Consider the following 15,040-nt stretch of genomic DNA (forward strand, 5'->3'; position numbering starts at 1 on the left):
GGATGTTCCGGGCGGCGCGCCAAAGGTAACCCGGGCGTCGTCACCCGGCCATGATGGAATCGCTGGCGCCGGCCGGACCGCTGCGCGATCCTGTGCGTTCGGTCGCGTGGCTCACGCCAGCTTCAACGCATCCGGATACGGCGGCGTGTCCGGATAGTCGCCCGCGGCCAGCCGCGCCTGCAGATCGCGCCACCAGCCCGCGCAGAACAGATCGCCATGTGCGGCGCGCAGCGCGTTCGCCTGCTGCGCCGGCAGGCCGAGGAACTGCGGGAAGCGTTCCGGAAACACGTCGCCCGGACCCACGTAGAACCAAGGTCCGTCCGCCATCTCCTCCTCGTAGCAGGTCGGCTGCGGCCAGTCGCGGAAGTGGCAGTCGGTGACCAGGCACAGCTCGTCGTAGTCGTAGAACACCGCGCGGCCGTGCCGCGACACGCCGAAGTTCTTCAGCAGCATGTCGCCGGGGAAGATGTTGTTGCGCGCCATGTCCTTGATCGCCTGGCCATAGTCGATCGCCGCGGCGAGCGCGGCCTCCGGCTTCTGCTCGCGCAGGTACAGGTTGAGCGGCCGCAGCCGCCGTTGCACGTAGCACAGGTGGATGATCAGGTCGTCGCCGTCCTCGGTGATGCCGTGGCCGCAGGTGGACCGCAGTTCCTCCAGCAGGGCCGGGGCGAAGCGCGCGCGCGGGAAGCGCAGGAACCGGTAGGGCTGGGTATCCAGCAGGCGGCCGACGCGATCCAGGTGGAACACCAGGTTGTAGCGATCCTCCACGTCCTTGCGGCTGACTTCCTTGGGATAGGCGAAGCGGTCGCGGATGATCTTGAACACCAGCGGGTAGCTGGGCAGGGTGAACACCGCCATCACCATGCCGGGGGTGCCTTCGGCCTGGACCAGTTGTTCGCCGGGGTGGCTGTCGAAATGATGGAAGAAGGTGCGGAAGCGCTCGGTCTTGCCCTGCTTGGCCCGGCCCAGCACCGTGTAGATTTCGTCGATCGGCTTGCCCGGCAGCAGCGAACGCAGGAATACCACCGCGTCGCCGACCGTGGACAGATCGGCATGGAAATAGCTGCGCGAGGTGCCGAACAGATGCGCCACGTCGGCGCGCCGGGTCAGCACCGCCTCGGCCTTCAGCTTGCCGCCGTCGTTGACCAGCGCGATCACGCAGGGCGAGAAGCGGTGTTCGCCGAACACGCGGCCAATCAGGTAGGCGCGGCGTTCGCGGTAGAACACCGTGTCCAGCAGCTCGATGCCCCGCACCGGATTCTCGCCCCAGTGCGCCAGATCGTCCTGCAGGCGGATGGCGATCGAGGCCGCGCAGCGGGTGCGGTGCGCGTACGGGATGTCGAACGGATAGTCGCCCAGCACCCGCACGAAGGTGTCGGTGGGACGCAGCTCTGACACCGCGTAGCTGTGCCGCGCGACCGGATGGGTGATCGCGTCGGTCGGTTCGATGTCCATCGCGATGAACTCGATCGACGGATCCACGCCGCGGGTCTTGAAGAAGCGCCGGGTCAGCGTGTTGTAGAAGGTCTTGTACAGCTCGCGGTCGATCAGATCCGCGATGAGCCGGTCGTAGCCGTCGCGCACCGCCGACCACAGCGTGCGGTCATGCGCGTGATCCAGCAGCGCCGCCTGCAGGCGCAGCGCGCACTCGGCGACGCATTCGTCGTACAGCTCGATGCGCTCCACCGCGTCACCGCGCGCACCGGCCCAGTCCATGGTTTCGAAGCGGCGGCGCGCCCGCTGCGTGATCTCGGCGAAGCGCGCGTGGTAGTCCGCAAAGGCGTCGTGGATGAGGGTGGCGATGACGGTGGGCTGGATCATGCGTCCACCCGCGCCTGGTCCAGCACCCACTTGCGCACGGTCTGGAAGTCCGGGTGCCCCAGGCTGCGCTCCGGATAAACCAGGTAGTGGGCGAAGTCGGCCTGCAGGCATTTGCCGGTCAGCGGCACCAGCCGGCCCGCCTTGATCAGCGGTTCGGCGAGGGTGAGCCGCGCCAGCGCCACGCCCATGCCCTGGGCGGCGGCCTGGTGCAGGGTTTCGGTGTCGTCGAACTGGGCCACGTAGCGGCGCGGCGCCTCGCCGCCGAACTCGGCGAACCAATCCTTCCAGCGATCCGAGGGATCACCCAGCAGCGGCAGGCCGCCGATGCGGGCGAGCGCCGGCTTGCCGTGGCGCTTGAGGAAGGCCGGGCTGGCGACCGGCTGGATCCACTCGTGGAACAGGTATTCCGCGCGCACGCCCGGCCAGCGTCCGCCACCCAGCCGCAGCGCCATGTCCACCGGCTCGCGATCGAAATCCACCACGTGGGTGCTGGATTGCAGGTTCAGGCCCAGCTCCGGGTTGGCCGCCAGGAAATCGGGCAGGCGCGGGACCAGCCAGGCGGTGGCCATCGACGGAATCAGGCTCAGGGTGATGACGTGATCGTTGCGCGCGGACATGCGCTGGAGCGCGTGGCCGATCGCGTCCAGCGGCGTCGCCACCGCATCGAACAGGCGCTGGCCTTCCGGGGTGAGCTCCACGCCGCGCGGTCCCCGCGCGAGCAGCTTGTGGCCGACGCGCTCTTCCAGCAGCCGCATCCGGTGACTGAGCGCGCTCACGGTCAGGTGCATGGCTTCCGCCGCGCGGGTCAGGTTTTTCATCCGCGCGGCGGTGACGAAGGCGTCGATCTGGTCCAGCGGCAAACGGCTCATGCGGGATGGTCCATGTTGAACCCGGCTCAAGGCTGGCTTGCGGAGGTTTCGCTTTTTCGCCCGTCAGGATGAGCCTAACTTGGCAGCTGTTCAAGCCGGAGGTCCCGGCGGCAGGAGAATCCCATGGGTACCGAAACCAAGCGTTCGTGGTGGCGTGAACTGGGCGCCGTCAGCCAGGGCATGCTGTTCCTCGATGGTCACATCGCCAGCACGGAGGCGGCCCGTTCGGCGGCCGGCGAGGAGCGGCCGCGACGCCGGCCGGTTCCGGTCGAACGCCACCAGCGCGCGCTGCGCGTCCTGCATGCCCGCCGCCTGCGCGAGATGACCGCGCTGTCGCTGTTCCGCTGAAAACGCGAGAGCCGCTTCGAGGACCCGGCCGGGCCCGGACAAGCGCAGCCCATTGGCTGGGAGGCGCTCGTACTCCGCGCCAACGGCAAATCCCCCTCGGTCCCCCTGCTTCGAAGGGGGAGGTGGAAGCGGGCACCTGCGCGGAATGATCGCCTTGCCCCTTCCCCCGCGTGCGGGGGAAGGTTGGGATGGGGGCGCTTCATGCAATCGCGCGGAAGCAGCGACTACGCATCTGGGCCGGCCCCCACCTCAGCCCTTCTCCGCACGCGGAGGAGAGAGCCGTATCCCTGTTTGTTTCGGCAGACACTGACCACGCCAAAAGAAGACGCCCGGCACGGAGCCGGGCGTCTGCAATACCAACCGCGGGATCGCGCCCTTACAGGTGCTTGATGATCTCGTCGGCGAATTCGCTGCACTTCACTTCGGTGGCGCCGTCCATCAGGCGGGCGAAGTCATAGGTGACGCGCTTGCTGGCGATGGCCCGGTTGACGCCGTCGATGATCTTGTCGGCGGCTTCGGTCCAGCCCATGTAGCGCAGCATCATCTCGCCCGACAGGATCACCGAACCCGGGTTCACCTTGTCCTGGTCGGCGTACTTCGGCGCGGTGCCGTGGGTCGCCTCGAACACCGCGTGGCCGGTCACGTAGTTGATGTTGGCACCCGGCGCGATGCCGATGCCGCCCACCTGCGCGGCCAGCGCGTCGGACAGATAGTCACCGTTGAGGTTGAGCGTGGCGGACACGTCGTACTCGCGCGGACGCAGCAGGATCTGCTGCAGGAACGCGTCGGCGATGGCGTCCTTGATGACGATGCCGGCGCCCGGCTTGCCTTCCGGAATCACGTGCCACGGACCGCCGTCCAGTTCCACGGCGCCGAAGTAATCGCGCGCCACCTGGTAGCCCCAGTCACGGAAGCCACCTTCGGTGAACTTCATGATGTTGCCCTTGTGCACCAGCGTGACCGACTTGCGGCCGTTGTCGATGGCGTACTGGATGGCGCTGTGGACCAGGCGTTCGGTGCCCAGGCGGCTGACCGGCTTGATGCCGAGGCCGACGTCCACACCCACGTCGCGATGCGGCGCGCCGATGCCTTCCAGCGCCTGCTGCCACTCGTTGGCCTTCTCCTGGGTGCCGAAGCGGATCTTGCCGAACGCCTGCGGGAATTCCTTGGCCAGGAAGTCCAGCACCTTCTGCGACTCGGCGCTGCCGCCGGCCCACTCGATGCCGGCGTAGATGTCCTCGGTGTTCTCGCGGAAGATCACCATGTCGACATCGCCGGGCTTCTTGACCGGGGACGGCACGCCTTCGAACCAGCGCACCGGGCGCAGGCAGACGTACAGGTCCAGCATCTGGCGCAGCGCCACGTTGAGCGAGCGGATGCCGCCGCCGACCGGCGTGGTCAGCGGGCCCTTGATCGAGACCAGGTAGTCGCGGCAGGCCTGCACGGTCGAATCCGGCAGCCAGGTGCCGAACTGGTTGTTGGATTTCTCGCCGGCGAACACTTCCAGCCAATGAATCTTCCGGGCGCCGCCGTAGGCTTTTTCCACCGCCGCGTCGAGTACGCGGACGCTGGCGCGCCAGATGTCCGGACCGGTGCCGTCACCCTCGATGAAGGGGATGATCGGATGGTGCGGGACATTGAGCTTGCCGCCGGAGATGGTGATCTTCTCACCGCCGGGGGGCGGGGTGAGGACAGGTTCTGCCATGGAACTGCTCCCGGTTGAAATGGCGCGCGACGCGTCGCGAGCGGGGTGAACAAAAAGGGGTCGGGCGAAACGGTACGACAGGGTGAAACGGACCCCCATTGTCGCGGTTTATGCGGCCGCGGGCAAAACCCGGTTTCCATCCGCCACCGCATCGGTCGCGCTGCGCAGGGGCGCGGGCAAAAAAAGCGGGCGCGGTTCGCACCGCGCCCGAGCTTGCCCACCAGGGTGGGAGAGAGGGTGGGATTACTTGACTTCGATTTCCTGGGTCATGCCCACGGGCTGGCCATTCAAGGTCACGTCGACCTTGTACTTGCCGGCGGGCCAGGGATTGGCGTTGGTGAACTCGATATTGGTGGTGCCGGCGTCCGCGGCGGTCACATTGGCGGTCTTCTGCCCGGCGACCTGCCCATCCTGGAACGTGAGCTTGGCATCGATGGCGGCATTGGCGGGGGTTGCCGCATCCGTCTTCACCGAAACGATGATCTTGTCTTTCGGTGTGAAGGTGCTGACCGCGGCGACCGACTTGTCGGCGGCGGCGGTGTTGCCCACGGTCACGCTGGTGGCGCTGACCGGCGCGGGAGCGGGTTCGGCCGGAGCGGGCGCCGGAGCCGGAGCGGGTTCGGTGGCGGCCGGCGGAGCGGCGACCGGTTCTTCCTTCTTCTTGCAGGCGGCCAGGGCCACGGTGCCGGCCAGCGCGATCATCAGGGCGTAGGAGATGCGGTTCTGCTTCATGGTGTCAGTCCTTGTGTCAGCCGTTGAATGGTCGGTGAGGTGAGCGGGCGCTCAGGCGATGCTGTCCTTGGGCGGCAGCTTGATCACCTGGCCGGGGAAGATCCGGTCCGGATCCTCGATGACATCGCGATTGGCCTCGAAGATGTGCTTCCAGGAATTGGCACTGCCGTAGTGCTCCTTCGCGATCTTGGAGAGCGTGTCGCCCTTCTCGATCGTGTAACTCTGTTCGCCGACCAGCTCCTCGGTACTGTCCACCTTCGCGGTGACACCCGAGAAATCGGCTTTCTGTTGCTCGGTGGAATCCACCTTCGCGGTGACGCCCGAAAAATCCGCTTTCTTCTCGTTGCTCATACACAACCGTCCTTCCGTGCAGGATGTTGGGACGAGCTAGCCTTGCATGTGCCCCGTTAAGAAATCATGGGATCGGCGTGAAGGCCCGCGGGGCCTTCAGCCGCCGTCCTACTGGCGGGGCTCGCGCTGCGCCGGGGTCGCCGGCACGCCGGGGCTGGCGCGCCAGGGATTGATGTCCAGGCCACCGCGGCGGGTGTAGCGCGCCTCCACCGACAACCAGCGCGGCGCGCAATGTGTCATCAGATCGCAATGGATGCGTTCGACGCACTGTTCGTGGAACTCGGCGTGATCGCGGAAGCCGACCAGATAGCGCAGCAGTTCGGCGCGATCGATGCGCGGGCCGGCGTAACGGATGATCACGGTCGCCCAGTCGGGCTGGCCGGTGACCGGGCAGTTGGACTTGAGCAGCGCCGACACCAGCGTCTCCTCGACGATCGCCTCGGGATCGATCAGCAGGCCTTGCGGACGCGGCGGACCATAGTGATCGATCTCGACATCCAGATCGTCCAGCGACTCCCCCGCGTGGCCGGTCGCCATCGGCGGCAGCCCGAACACGACCTCGACATCGGCGCCCGCGCGGGCCGACAGATCGGTGCGGATGCACTCCAGCACCGCCGCGTCGCTGTTGAAGCGGGTGGCGTTGAGCGAATTGAGGAACAGCTTGAGCGACTTGGATTCGATCAGGTTCGGCGAATCGCACGGCACCGTGAAGGTGGCGGTGGCGACCCGCGGCTTGCCGCGCGCATCCAGCCAGCTCAGTTCATAGGCGTGCCAGCGGTCGTGCCCGCCGAAGGGCAGCGCATCGTCGGCGATGCCGATCTCGGCGCGCGCCTGCCGGCGCGGAATCGGGAACAGCAGGCTGGGATCGTAGTGGTCCGGATAGGCGACTTCGCGCCCCAGCAGGGAGTCTTCGGGCTTGCTCATGGTGCTAGTGTAGTCCCGCCCGCCTGTACGTCAGGCACCGCCAGGAAAGCCGACATGGGAAGCATCGGAATGCGTTGCGGAAGCCTGCTCGTCCTCGCCGCGCTGACCGTCTCCTGCGCGTCGCCTCCGGCGGAACCGGCGTCCGCGGAAGGCGATGCTCCCGCCACCGGGCCGGCCTCGGCAGGGCCATCCACGCCCGCCGAGCCCCGCACGCTGGTGGTGGGCGGTTTTCTCGACATCGCCCTGCCGGCCAACGCCAGCACCGGCTACGGATGGGAACTGGTGGAAACCGGCGCGCCCGTGCTCCGGCAGACCACGCCGCCGCCTTCGGCCGACGACGCCCCGGCCTCGCCGCCGATGCCCGGCGCCGGCAACACCGCGCGCTGGCGCTTCGTGGCCGAGCAGGCGGGCACCGCCGAGGTGCGGCTGGTCTATCGCCGCGCATGGGAAAAGGATGTGCCGCCCGCGCGCGAGGCGCGCTATCGGGTGACGGTGAGCGCGCCATAGCGCACGCCGGCAAAGTCCAGTCTCGCCACCGCGCCGCGCGTGACGAGCGTTGAAATGTCCGCGCGGATTGCAGGCAGCGCCCTTTCCGCAGACCGGGAGGAGAGGGCTTGGCATCGCCACGCGTGCGGCAAAGCATTGGCGCGGCGCCGCGCGCTCAACCGGCCGTGGTGGGGCCCGGCGTACCGTTCAGATAATCCAGGGTGACCTGCAGCAGGGCGCGGAAGCCGATATCCAGCGCGCCTTCGTCAAGCAGGAATTTCGGCGAGTGGTTGCTCGGCGCGGTCGCCGGATCCACGTCCTTGCCGGTGGCGCCGACGAAGAAGAACATCGCCGGAGCCTTCTGCCCGTACAGCGAGAAGTCCTCCGAACCCATCTGCAGCGGTGGCTCGAACACGTTGTCCACGCCCGCCACGGCCTGCAGGCTGGGCAGCATGCGCGCGGTCAGCGCCGGATCGTTGATGGTGGCCGGATTGCCGTCGTGGCTTTCGATGTTCACTTCCGCGCGCGCGCCATGCGCGGCGCCCACATGTTCGGACACATTGGTCAGGTCGGCGAAGATCTTCTGCCGCATGCCCTCGTCGAACGTGCGGATGGTGCCCAGCACTTCCACGTCGTCGGGGATGATGTTGTAGCGGATGCCGCCCTTGATCGCGCCGAAGGTCACCACCGCCGGCAGCCGCGAGATGTCGGTGCGGCGGCTGACGATCGTCTGCGCGGATCCAATCAGGTCCGCCATCGCGACGATCGGATCGATGCCGCCCCAGGGCCGCGAGCCATGCGTCTGGCGACCGATCATGCGGATGCTGAAGCGATCCGAGGCCGCCATCATCGGGCCCTGGCGCACGGCGATGCGGCCCACCGGAATATTGGCGAACACGTGCAGGCCGAACACGGCATCCGGCTTGAAGTCCTCGAACAGGCCCTGCTTGAGCATCAGCGAGGCGCCGCCTTCCTCGCCGCTTGGCGGACCTTCCTCGGCCGGCTGGAACACCAGCAGGACTTCGCCGGGCAGATCCTTGCGCATCGCCACCAGCGCCTCGGCCACGCCCATCAGGATGCTGGTGTGCGCGTCGTGGCCGCAGGCGTGCATGACGCCCACGGTCTCGCCGCGATACGTGGAGGTGGCCTTGGACGCGAACGGCAGGCCGGTCTGTTCGGTCACCGGCAGCGCGTCCATGTCCGCGCGCAGCGCGACCCGCGGCCCCGGCTTGCCGCCCTTGATGACCGCGGTGACGCCATGGAACGCCACCCCGGTCTTCGGCTGCAGGCCCAGCTTGCGCAGGTGCGCGGCGACCTGCGCGGCGGTGCGCTCCTCGCGGTTGGACAGTTCCGGGTGCTGGTGGAAATCGCGCCGCCAGGCGAGGACCTTGTCCTGCAGATCGCGCGCGGCGGTGGCCACTTCGGGGCGCTGGCCGGGCGCGGCCTCCTGCGCGTGGACGGGGGGCGGCAGCGAGGCGCAGAGCAACAACGGCACGGCATGCAGGGCGAGGCGCATCATCGGATTCCTGTTCGGGACGGGCCGATGCTACCCGGATCCCGGCGCCGCGCGGGGATGGCGACTATCATTGTCAAATGCGTTCCATGTGGCCCCTGGCCGTTCGAGACGCCATCCGCCACATCGCAAGCCTCCCATGCACGACGTCGCCCTGCAGATCCTGTTGCTGCTGTTCCTCGCCGGCCTGCTGGCCGGTTTCATCGATTCCATCGCCGGCGGCGGCGGCATGATCACCATTCCGGCGATGCTGCTGGCCGGCATTCCGCCGTTGCAGACGCTCGGCACCAACAAGCTGCAATCGCTGTTCGGATCCGCGTCGGCCAGCTGGAGCTACGCGCGCCACGGCCACGTGGATCTGCGCATGCAATGGCCGATGGCGCTGATGGCGGCGCTGGGCGCGGTCGGCGGCGCGCTGCTGGCGACGGTGGTGCCGGGGGACTGGTTGAAGGCGGCGCTGCCGTTCCTGCTGATCGCCATCGCGGTGTATTTCGGGCTCAAGCCCAACATCGGCGAGGTCGACCGGCATCGCCGCATGGGCGTCACCGCGTTCGGTTTCGGCTTCGTGCCGCTGGTGGGGTTCTACGACGGCCTGTTCGGACCGGGCACCGGATCGTTCCTGATGCTGGGTTTCGTCAGCCTGGCCGGCTACGGCATTCTCAAGGCCACCGCGCACACCAAGTTCCTCAACTTCGGCTCCAACGTCGGCGGCTTCGCGGTGTTCATCGCCACCGGCGCGGTGCTCTGGAAGGTCGGCCTGGCGATGGGCGCCGGACAGTTCATCGGCGCGCAGCTGGGCTCGCGTTTCGCGATGAAGCAGGGCGCGAAAATCATCAAGCCGCTGCTGGTGACGGTCTCCATCGCGCTGGCAATCCGCCTGCTGGCGGATCCGGCGCATCCGTTGCGCCAGTGGCTGGGACTGTAGCCTGACCGGCCCGTCGCGCGCCTGACGGTGGCCGGACGCGCGACGCGGGGCGATGAAACTCAGCGGCTGACCATCGCCATGCCGGCGGCGGTGTAGCGATCACCGGCCACCGCTTCCAGCGGAAACGCGGCCTCGATGGCGGCCAGTTCGTCCGCTGTCAGCACCACGTCCAGCGCGTCCAGGTTTTCCTCCAGATAACGCAGGCGCTTGGTGCCCGGAATCGGCACCAGATCCTCGCCCTGCGCCAGCACCCACGCCAGCGCCAGCTGGCCCGCGCTGACGCCCTTGTCGGCGGCCAGCGCGTGAACCTGATCCACCAGCGCCAGGTTGCGGGCGAAGTTGTCGCCCTGGAAACGCGGCGAGTGGCGACGATAATCGTCGGCGTCGAAGTCCTCCAGCAAGCGGATCGCACCGGTCAGGAAACCACGGCTCAGCGGGGAGTAGGGCACGAAGCCGATGCCCAGCGCGCGCACGGTGTCCAGCACGCCGTTGTTCTCCGGATCGCGCGACCACAGCGAGTACTCGGTCTGCACGGCGGTGATCGGATGCACCGCGTGGGCTCGGCGGATGGTGTCGGGCGCCGCTTCGGACAGGCCGAGGAAGCGCACCTTGCCCTGCTCGACCAGGCGCGACATCGCGCCCACCGTGTCCTCGATCGGCACCTGCGGATCGACCCGATGCTGGTAATACAGATCGATGTGATCCACGCCCAGCCGCGCGAGGCTGGCTTCGCAGGCGGCCTGTACGTACTCGGGCCGGCCATCGACGCCGCGCGCGTGCGGATCGGCCGGGTCCAGGCGGATGCCGAACTTGGTGGCCAGGAACACCTGATCGCGGCGGCCGGCGATGGCCTTGCCGACCAGGATCTCGTTGGTGTGCGGGCCGTACATGTCGGCGGTGTCCAGCAGGCTCACGCCGCGCTCCAGCGCGCGGTGGATCACGGCGATGGATTCGGCGTCGTCGCCGCGGCCGCCGTAGAAGGCGCTCATGCCCATGCAGCCCAGGCCCTGGGCGGAGACGATCGGGCCCTGGCGGCCCAGCGTGCGGGTTTTCATCGGGAACTCCTTGCGGATGGGGGAGGGCGCGCCCTCGTTCCGGAAACCGGGGAGCGGCGCGACCCGAGGCACGATAGAACTGGCGATTGCGTGGATAAAGCCGCAATATCCGAATCCTGTCTGAAGCTGGACTTCACAATGGCGTCGCATCCCCTGTCCGCCGTCGTCGCCTTCGCGCGGGTCGCCCACCACGCCAGCTTCACCCGCGCGGCGCTGGAGCTGGAGGTCAGCGCGTCCGCGCTCTCGCAGACGGTGCGCATGCTGGAACGCCAGCTCGGCGTGCGCCTGTTCAATCGCACCACCCGCCGGGTGGCGTTGACCGAGCACGGCCAGCGCTTCCTGCAGCAGGTGGCGCCGGGCCTGCGCCAGATCGACGACGCCTTCCGCGACATGGACTTCCTGCGCGACCGGCCGGCCGGGCACCTGCGCATCAACCTGCCGAACGTGGTGGCCGAGCGCATGATCGCGCCGCACCTGCCCGCGTTCATGGCGCGCTGGCCGGAGGTGCAGGTGGAACTGTTCGTCGAGCCGGCGCTGGCGGATCTGGTCGCCGGCGGCTTCGACGCCGGCATCCGCCTGGGCGAGTCGCTGGCGCGGGAAATGGTGGCGCTGCCGATCGGCCCGATGCAGCGGCAGGCGATCGTCGCCACGCCCGGTTATTTCCAGCGCCATCCGGCGCCCGCCGAGCCGGCCGACCTGGTCCACCACGAGTGCATCCGCTACCGGCGCAGCAATGGCCGCATCATGGCGTGGGAGTTCACCCGCGAGGGCTGCGATTTCGAGGTGGAAGTGGGCGGCCGCCTGATCGTCAACGACAGCGACCTCGGCCTGGTGCTGGTGCGCCAGGGGCTGGCGATGTCGCAGGTGTTCGAGGCCCAGGTCGAAGACGAACTGCGCAGCGGCGCGCTGGTGCGGGTGCTGGAGGACTGGCAGCTGCCTTTCGCCGGCTTCCACATCTACTACCCGGCCCGCGAACACCTGCCGCCGAAGCTGCGGGTGTTCATCGACCACCTGCGCACGGTGCTGCCGCCGCCGTGAGCGGCGGCGGATCAGCGGAACACCACCGTGCGGTGGCCGTTGAGCAGGATGCGGTGCTCCACGTGCCGGCGCACGGCGCGCGCCAGCACCAGCGATTCGGTGTCGCTGCCGAGCCGGATCAGATCGCGCGGCGTCATCGCGTGATCCACCCGCGCGATGTCCTGTTCGATGATCGGCCCTTCGTCGAGATCCCGGGTCACGTAATGCGCGGTGGCGCCGATGATCTTGACCCCGCGCTGGTGGGCCTGGTGGTAGGGATGCGCGCCCTTGAAGCTCGGCAGAAAGCTGTGGTGGATGTTGATGGCCCGGCCCGCGAGCGCATCGCACAGCGATGGCGACAGGATCTGCATGTAGCGCGCCAGCACCACCAGATCCACCTGCGCCTGCTCGACCAGATCCAGGATCCGGCGCTCCTGCACGGCACGGTTGCCGGCATCCACCGGCAGATGATGGAACGGCACGCCGTAGGACGCCGCCAGCGGGGCGAAATCCCGGTGGTTGGAGGCCACCGCGGCGATGTCCACCGGCAACTGGCGGCTGTGCGCGCGGAACAGCAGATCGTTGAGGCAGTGGCCCTGCCTGCTCACCAGCACCAGCAGGCGCGCCTTGCGGCGCGCGTCGTGGATCGACCATTCCATCGCGAACGCCTCGGCCAGCGTTTCGAAGCGCGCCTCCAGCGCGGGCAGGGCCGCCGCCGATGGCATGTCGAAATGCACGCGCAGGAAGAAGCGGCCGGATTCCTCGTCGCCGAACTGCTGCGCGTCCAGGATGTTGCAGTCGGATTCGAACAGCAGACCGGTGACCCGATAGACGATGCCGGTGCGGTCGGGGCAGGACAGGGTGAGGATGTGATCGTGGGACATGGCCGGGACGGCGCGGGCGGGCAGGCCAGTGTAGGGCCGCGTCTGCCGCGCGCACCACTCAGTCGGCGGCCAGGCGTTGCCCCAGTTTGCGCAGCAATCCCGCCAGTTGTGCCTGTTCGTCCGCGTCCAGTCCGGCCACCGCGCGACGCGCCTGTTCGAACCGCAGCGCGATGGCGCGCTCGGCCAGCTTCGCGCCCTTGGCGGTCAGCACCGCGAACAGGGCGCGACCGTCACGTGGATCCGGTTCGCGCCGGATCAGCCCGCGCGCCTGCAACCGGTTGAGGCAGGCGGTCATCGCGCCGGAAGTCAGCAGCACCGCGCGCCGCAGCTCGGTCGGGGAGAGCCGGAAGGGCGCACCGGAGCGGCGCAACGTGGCCAGCAGATCCAGTTCGGTGTAGCTCAGTTCCAGCGGCTTGAGGCATTCGTCCGCGCCGGTTTCCAGCAGCCGTCCCAGATGCAGCACCCGGCCCACCACCGCCATCGCGGAGGCGTCCAGATCGGGACGCTCGCGTCGCCAGTCCATCAGCAGTTGGTCGATCAGATCGGGTGTCGGCGGCATCGGGCGGGCATGGACGGGCGATAGAAGGAAATATATCTTGACATAAAGATATCTGTTGGGCGAGGCTGCACGCCCTTGCCATCGGAGCCGCCCCATGTCGCGCGCATCTGGGTTGTGGGTCGTCGTGATGCTGCTGTCCACGGCATCGGCTTTCGCCGCCACGCCGCCGCGACGGGCCGGCGAGATCGTCGTCACCCGCGGAACCGTCCAGGCCACCGACGGCGCACCGGTGGCGTACGAGATCGGCACGCTCTACGTGCCGGAGAATCGCCAGGTCCCCGGCAGCCGCCTGATTGGCGTGGGCTTCGCGCGTATCCGCGCGCGAACCGCAAGCGACGCACCGCCGGTGTTCTGGCTTCCGGGTGGACCGGGACTGGCGGTCCTGGACGCCTTCGACGGCACCAGCGAAGCCGCGCGCAGCCGGCTGCAATCCTGGCTCGGCTATCGGGACACCGCCGATCTGGTCGTCATCGAGCAGCGGGGCTACAGCGAACGGGGCGAGAAGCTCGTCGCGCCGTCTCCGGCGTGGCCGCGGGACCGCGCCTTCACCGCGCAGGACGACATCGACGATGCCCTCCGGCGGGTGGATACGGCGCGCGCCGCGCATCCGGACAAGGATCTGGCCGGCTACACCATCGCCGCCTGCGCCGACGACGTGGACGACCTGCGTCGCGCGCTGGGCTATCCGCGCATCAGCCTGTTCGGCGGCAGTTTCGGCTCGCAGTGGAGTTTCGCGGTGATGCGTTCACACCCGGACATCGTCACCCGCGCGGTGCTGGCTTCCATCGAGCCGCTGGATTTCGGCTACGACATGCCTTCGGCGCTGCTGGCGACGATGCAGCGGATCGCCTTCGAGGCGGATCGCGACGCGGGCCTGGCGCCGTATCTGCCGCAAGGCGGGCTGATGGCCGCCATCGACGCACTGCGCGAGCGCTTCTCGCGCCAGCCGATCACGGTGGACCTGCGGGATGGCGGCGCGCCGGTGGTCATCGGCCTGGCCGACTTCCAGGCCTCGCTGCTGGCGCAGGCCGGTACGCCGGACACCTGGCCCGCGTTCGTGCTCGCGCTCTATCACGGCCATTACGAAGCATGGGCGCGCGAGGTGGCGGCGGGCCGCCAGGCGAGCGACTACAAGCTGATTGGTCCCTTGATCGATACCAGCCTGGGCATCACTCCCCAGCGCGAATACCAGTTGCGCCACGATCCGGCCGGCGCCTACGTCGGCAGCGGCGGCTTCGCGCCCTACCTGGCCGCCGCATCCCGCTGGCCCACGCCGGATCTGGGCGACGACTACCGCCGGCTTCGCCCCATCGACACACCGGTGCTGATGGTGCACGGCGACTGGGACACCTCCACGCCGCTGGACAACATGCAGGCGCAGTTGCCCTACCTGCGCAATGGCCGCGCGATCGTGATCCACCGCGGCGGCCACGATGGCGTGTTCTATCAGCTGCGCGACGAGCCCGCCGCCAGGGCGGCGGTGCACCACTTCCTGCGCACCGGCGAGTTCACGAACCTGCCGACCGAGGTGACGCTGCCGTTGCCGCGATTCGCCGTGCCGGAGTTTCCCGCGCCCGCGCCGTGATCGCTCCGGAGACGCCGACGACCGGCGGCCGGCCCTTGACGCCCACCCACGCCGCGCTTAAGTTGTGCGGGCCGAAGGTTTCCATCTCTTCATCCCAATGAAGCGATGGAATTAATAGGGAAGCCGGTGCGGGCCGAAAGGCCCCATTCCGGCGCTGCCCCGCAGCGGTATTTGGAAACGACCTCCGTCATCAGCACTGGCCCTCGCGGGCCGGGAAGCGACGGACAGTAGGCCGGGCGCGCGACCCGGGGTCGCGGCCGCCGGCG

At 68.6% G+C, this 15,040-nt stretch carries 15 protein-coding genes and 1 riboswitch; of the genes, 5 read left to right on the plus strand and 10 right to left on the minus strand.

What is annotated here, in order from left to right; all coding sequences use genetic code 11:
* Positions 1-111: 111 nt before the first annotated feature.
* Positions 112-1,932: a bifunctional isocitrate dehydrogenase kinase/phosphatase gene (gene aceK / locus ACTHN1_RS15440; RefSeq protein ID WP_440471824.1), complete on the minus strand. Its 1,821-nt coding sequence runs from the start codon at positions 1,930-1,932 to the stop codon at positions 112-114.
* The gene (locus tag ACTHN1_RS15445) at positions 1,818-2,690 is read right to left on the minus strand and encodes a LysR substrate-binding domain-containing protein (RefSeq protein ID WP_440471825.1); all 873 of its coding nucleotides are present in this window, start codon (positions 2,688-2,690) and stop codon (positions 1,818-1,820) included. Before ACTHN1_RS15445 ends, aceK begins: the two co-directional genes overlap by 115 nt.
* Positions 2,691-2,813: 123 nt before the next feature.
* Here ACTHN1_RS15445 and ACTHN1_RS15450 point away from each other — a divergent pair, with 123 nt between their 5' ends.
* Positions 2,814-3,038, plus strand: a complete 225-nt coding sequence (locus ACTHN1_RS15450; protein ID WP_440471826.1) for a hypothetical protein — start codon at positions 2,814-2,816, stop codon at positions 3,036-3,038.
* Between the two features lie 376 nt (positions 3,039-3,414).
* Here ACTHN1_RS15450 and icd read toward each other — a convergent pair whose 3' ends face one another.
* From icd to queF, 4 genes are all read right to left on the minus strand, one after another.
* The gene (gene icd, locus ACTHN1_RS15455; protein WP_440471827.1) at positions 3,415-4,743 is read right to left on the minus strand and encodes an isocitrate dehydrogenase (NADP(+)); all 1,329 of its coding nucleotides are present in this window, start codon (positions 4,741-4,743) and stop codon (positions 3,415-3,417) included.
* Positions 4,744-4,986: 243 nt separating this feature from the next.
* Entirely contained in the window at positions 4,987-5,475 is a 489-nt protein-coding gene (locus tag ACTHN1_RS15460) for a hypothetical protein (protein ID WP_440471828.1), read from the minus strand.
* 51 nt (positions 5,476-5,526) lie between these two features.
* Complete coding sequence (locus ACTHN1_RS15465; protein ID WP_440471829.1) at positions 5,527-5,826, minus strand: LysM peptidoglycan-binding domain-containing protein; 300 nt, start codon at positions 5,824-5,826, stop codon at positions 5,527-5,529.
* A 108-nt stretch (positions 5,827-5,934) separates the two neighbouring features.
* Positions 5,935-6,750: an NADPH-dependent 7-cyano-7-deazaguanine reductase QueF gene (queF, locus tag ACTHN1_RS15470; RefSeq protein ID WP_440471830.1), complete on the minus strand. Its 816-nt coding sequence runs from the start codon at positions 6,748-6,750 to the stop codon at positions 5,935-5,937.
* 54 nt (positions 6,751-6,804) lie between these two features.
* Here queF and ACTHN1_RS15475 point away from each other — a divergent pair, with 54 nt between their 5' ends.
* Entirely contained in the window at positions 6,805-7,257 is a 453-nt protein-coding gene (locus ACTHN1_RS15475; RefSeq protein WP_440471831.1) for a protease inhibitor I42 family protein, read from the plus strand.
* A gap of 154 nt (positions 7,258-7,411) precedes the next feature.
* Here ACTHN1_RS15475 and ACTHN1_RS15480 read toward each other — a convergent pair whose 3' ends face one another.
* A complete protein-coding gene (locus tag ACTHN1_RS15480; protein ID WP_440471832.1) occupies positions 7,412-8,752 on the minus strand; it encodes a M20 family metallopeptidase in 1,341 nt (446 codons plus the stop codon).
* Positions 8,753-8,888: 136 nt separating this feature from the next.
* On the opposite strand from ACTHN1_RS15480, the gene ACTHN1_RS15485 reads away from it, so the two are divergent.
* A complete protein-coding gene (locus ACTHN1_RS15485) occupies positions 8,889-9,674 on the plus strand; it encodes a TSUP family transporter (RefSeq protein WP_440471833.1) in 786 nt (261 codons plus the stop codon).
* A gap of 59 nt (positions 9,675-9,733) precedes the next feature.
* Here ACTHN1_RS15485 and ACTHN1_RS15490 read toward each other — a convergent pair whose 3' ends face one another.
* Positions 9,734-10,729, minus strand: a complete 996-nt coding sequence (locus tag ACTHN1_RS15490; RefSeq protein WP_440471834.1) for an aldo/keto reductase — start codon at positions 10,727-10,729, stop codon at positions 9,734-9,736.
* A 138-nt stretch (positions 10,730-10,867) separates the two neighbouring features.
* Between ACTHN1_RS15490 and ACTHN1_RS15495 the strand changes: the two genes are divergently transcribed.
* Positions 10,868-11,767, plus strand: a complete 900-nt coding sequence (locus ACTHN1_RS15495) for a LysR family transcriptional regulator (RefSeq protein WP_440471835.1) — start codon at positions 10,868-10,870, stop codon at positions 11,765-11,767.
* Positions 11,768-11,778: 11 nt separating this feature from the next.
* Here the strand turns inward: ACTHN1_RS15495 and purU are convergent, their stop codons facing one another.
* Both purU and ACTHN1_RS15505 read right to left on the minus strand, forming a co-directional pair.
* Positions 11,779-12,630: a formyltetrahydrofolate deformylase gene (gene purU, locus ACTHN1_RS15500; RefSeq protein WP_440471836.1), complete on the minus strand. Its 852-nt coding sequence runs from the start codon at positions 12,628-12,630 to the stop codon at positions 11,779-11,781.
* Positions 12,631-12,688: 58 nt separating this feature from the next.
* On the minus strand, positions 12,689-13,189 hold the full coding sequence (locus ACTHN1_RS15505) for a MarR family winged helix-turn-helix transcriptional regulator (RefSeq protein ID WP_440471837.1): 501 nt from the start codon (positions 13,187-13,189) through the stop codon (positions 12,689-12,691).
* A 94-nt stretch (positions 13,190-13,283) separates the two neighbouring features.
* Here ACTHN1_RS15505 and ACTHN1_RS15510 point away from each other — a divergent pair, with 94 nt between their 5' ends.
* Positions 13,284-14,774, plus strand: coding sequence for an alpha/beta fold hydrolase (locus ACTHN1_RS15510; RefSeq protein WP_440471838.1), 1,491 nt, complete (start codon positions 13,284-13,286; stop codon positions 14,772-14,774).
* Positions 14,775-14,832: 58 nt separating this feature from the next.
* Positions 14,833-15,040: riboswitch (cobalamin riboswitch) on the plus strand. This riboswitch is flagged as partial in the annotation.

It is taken from the genome of Pseudoxanthomonas sp. (assembly GCF_051953815.1).
Classification (GTDB): Bacteria; Pseudomonadota; Gammaproteobacteria; order Xanthomonadales; family Xanthomonadaceae; genus Pseudoxanthomonas_A.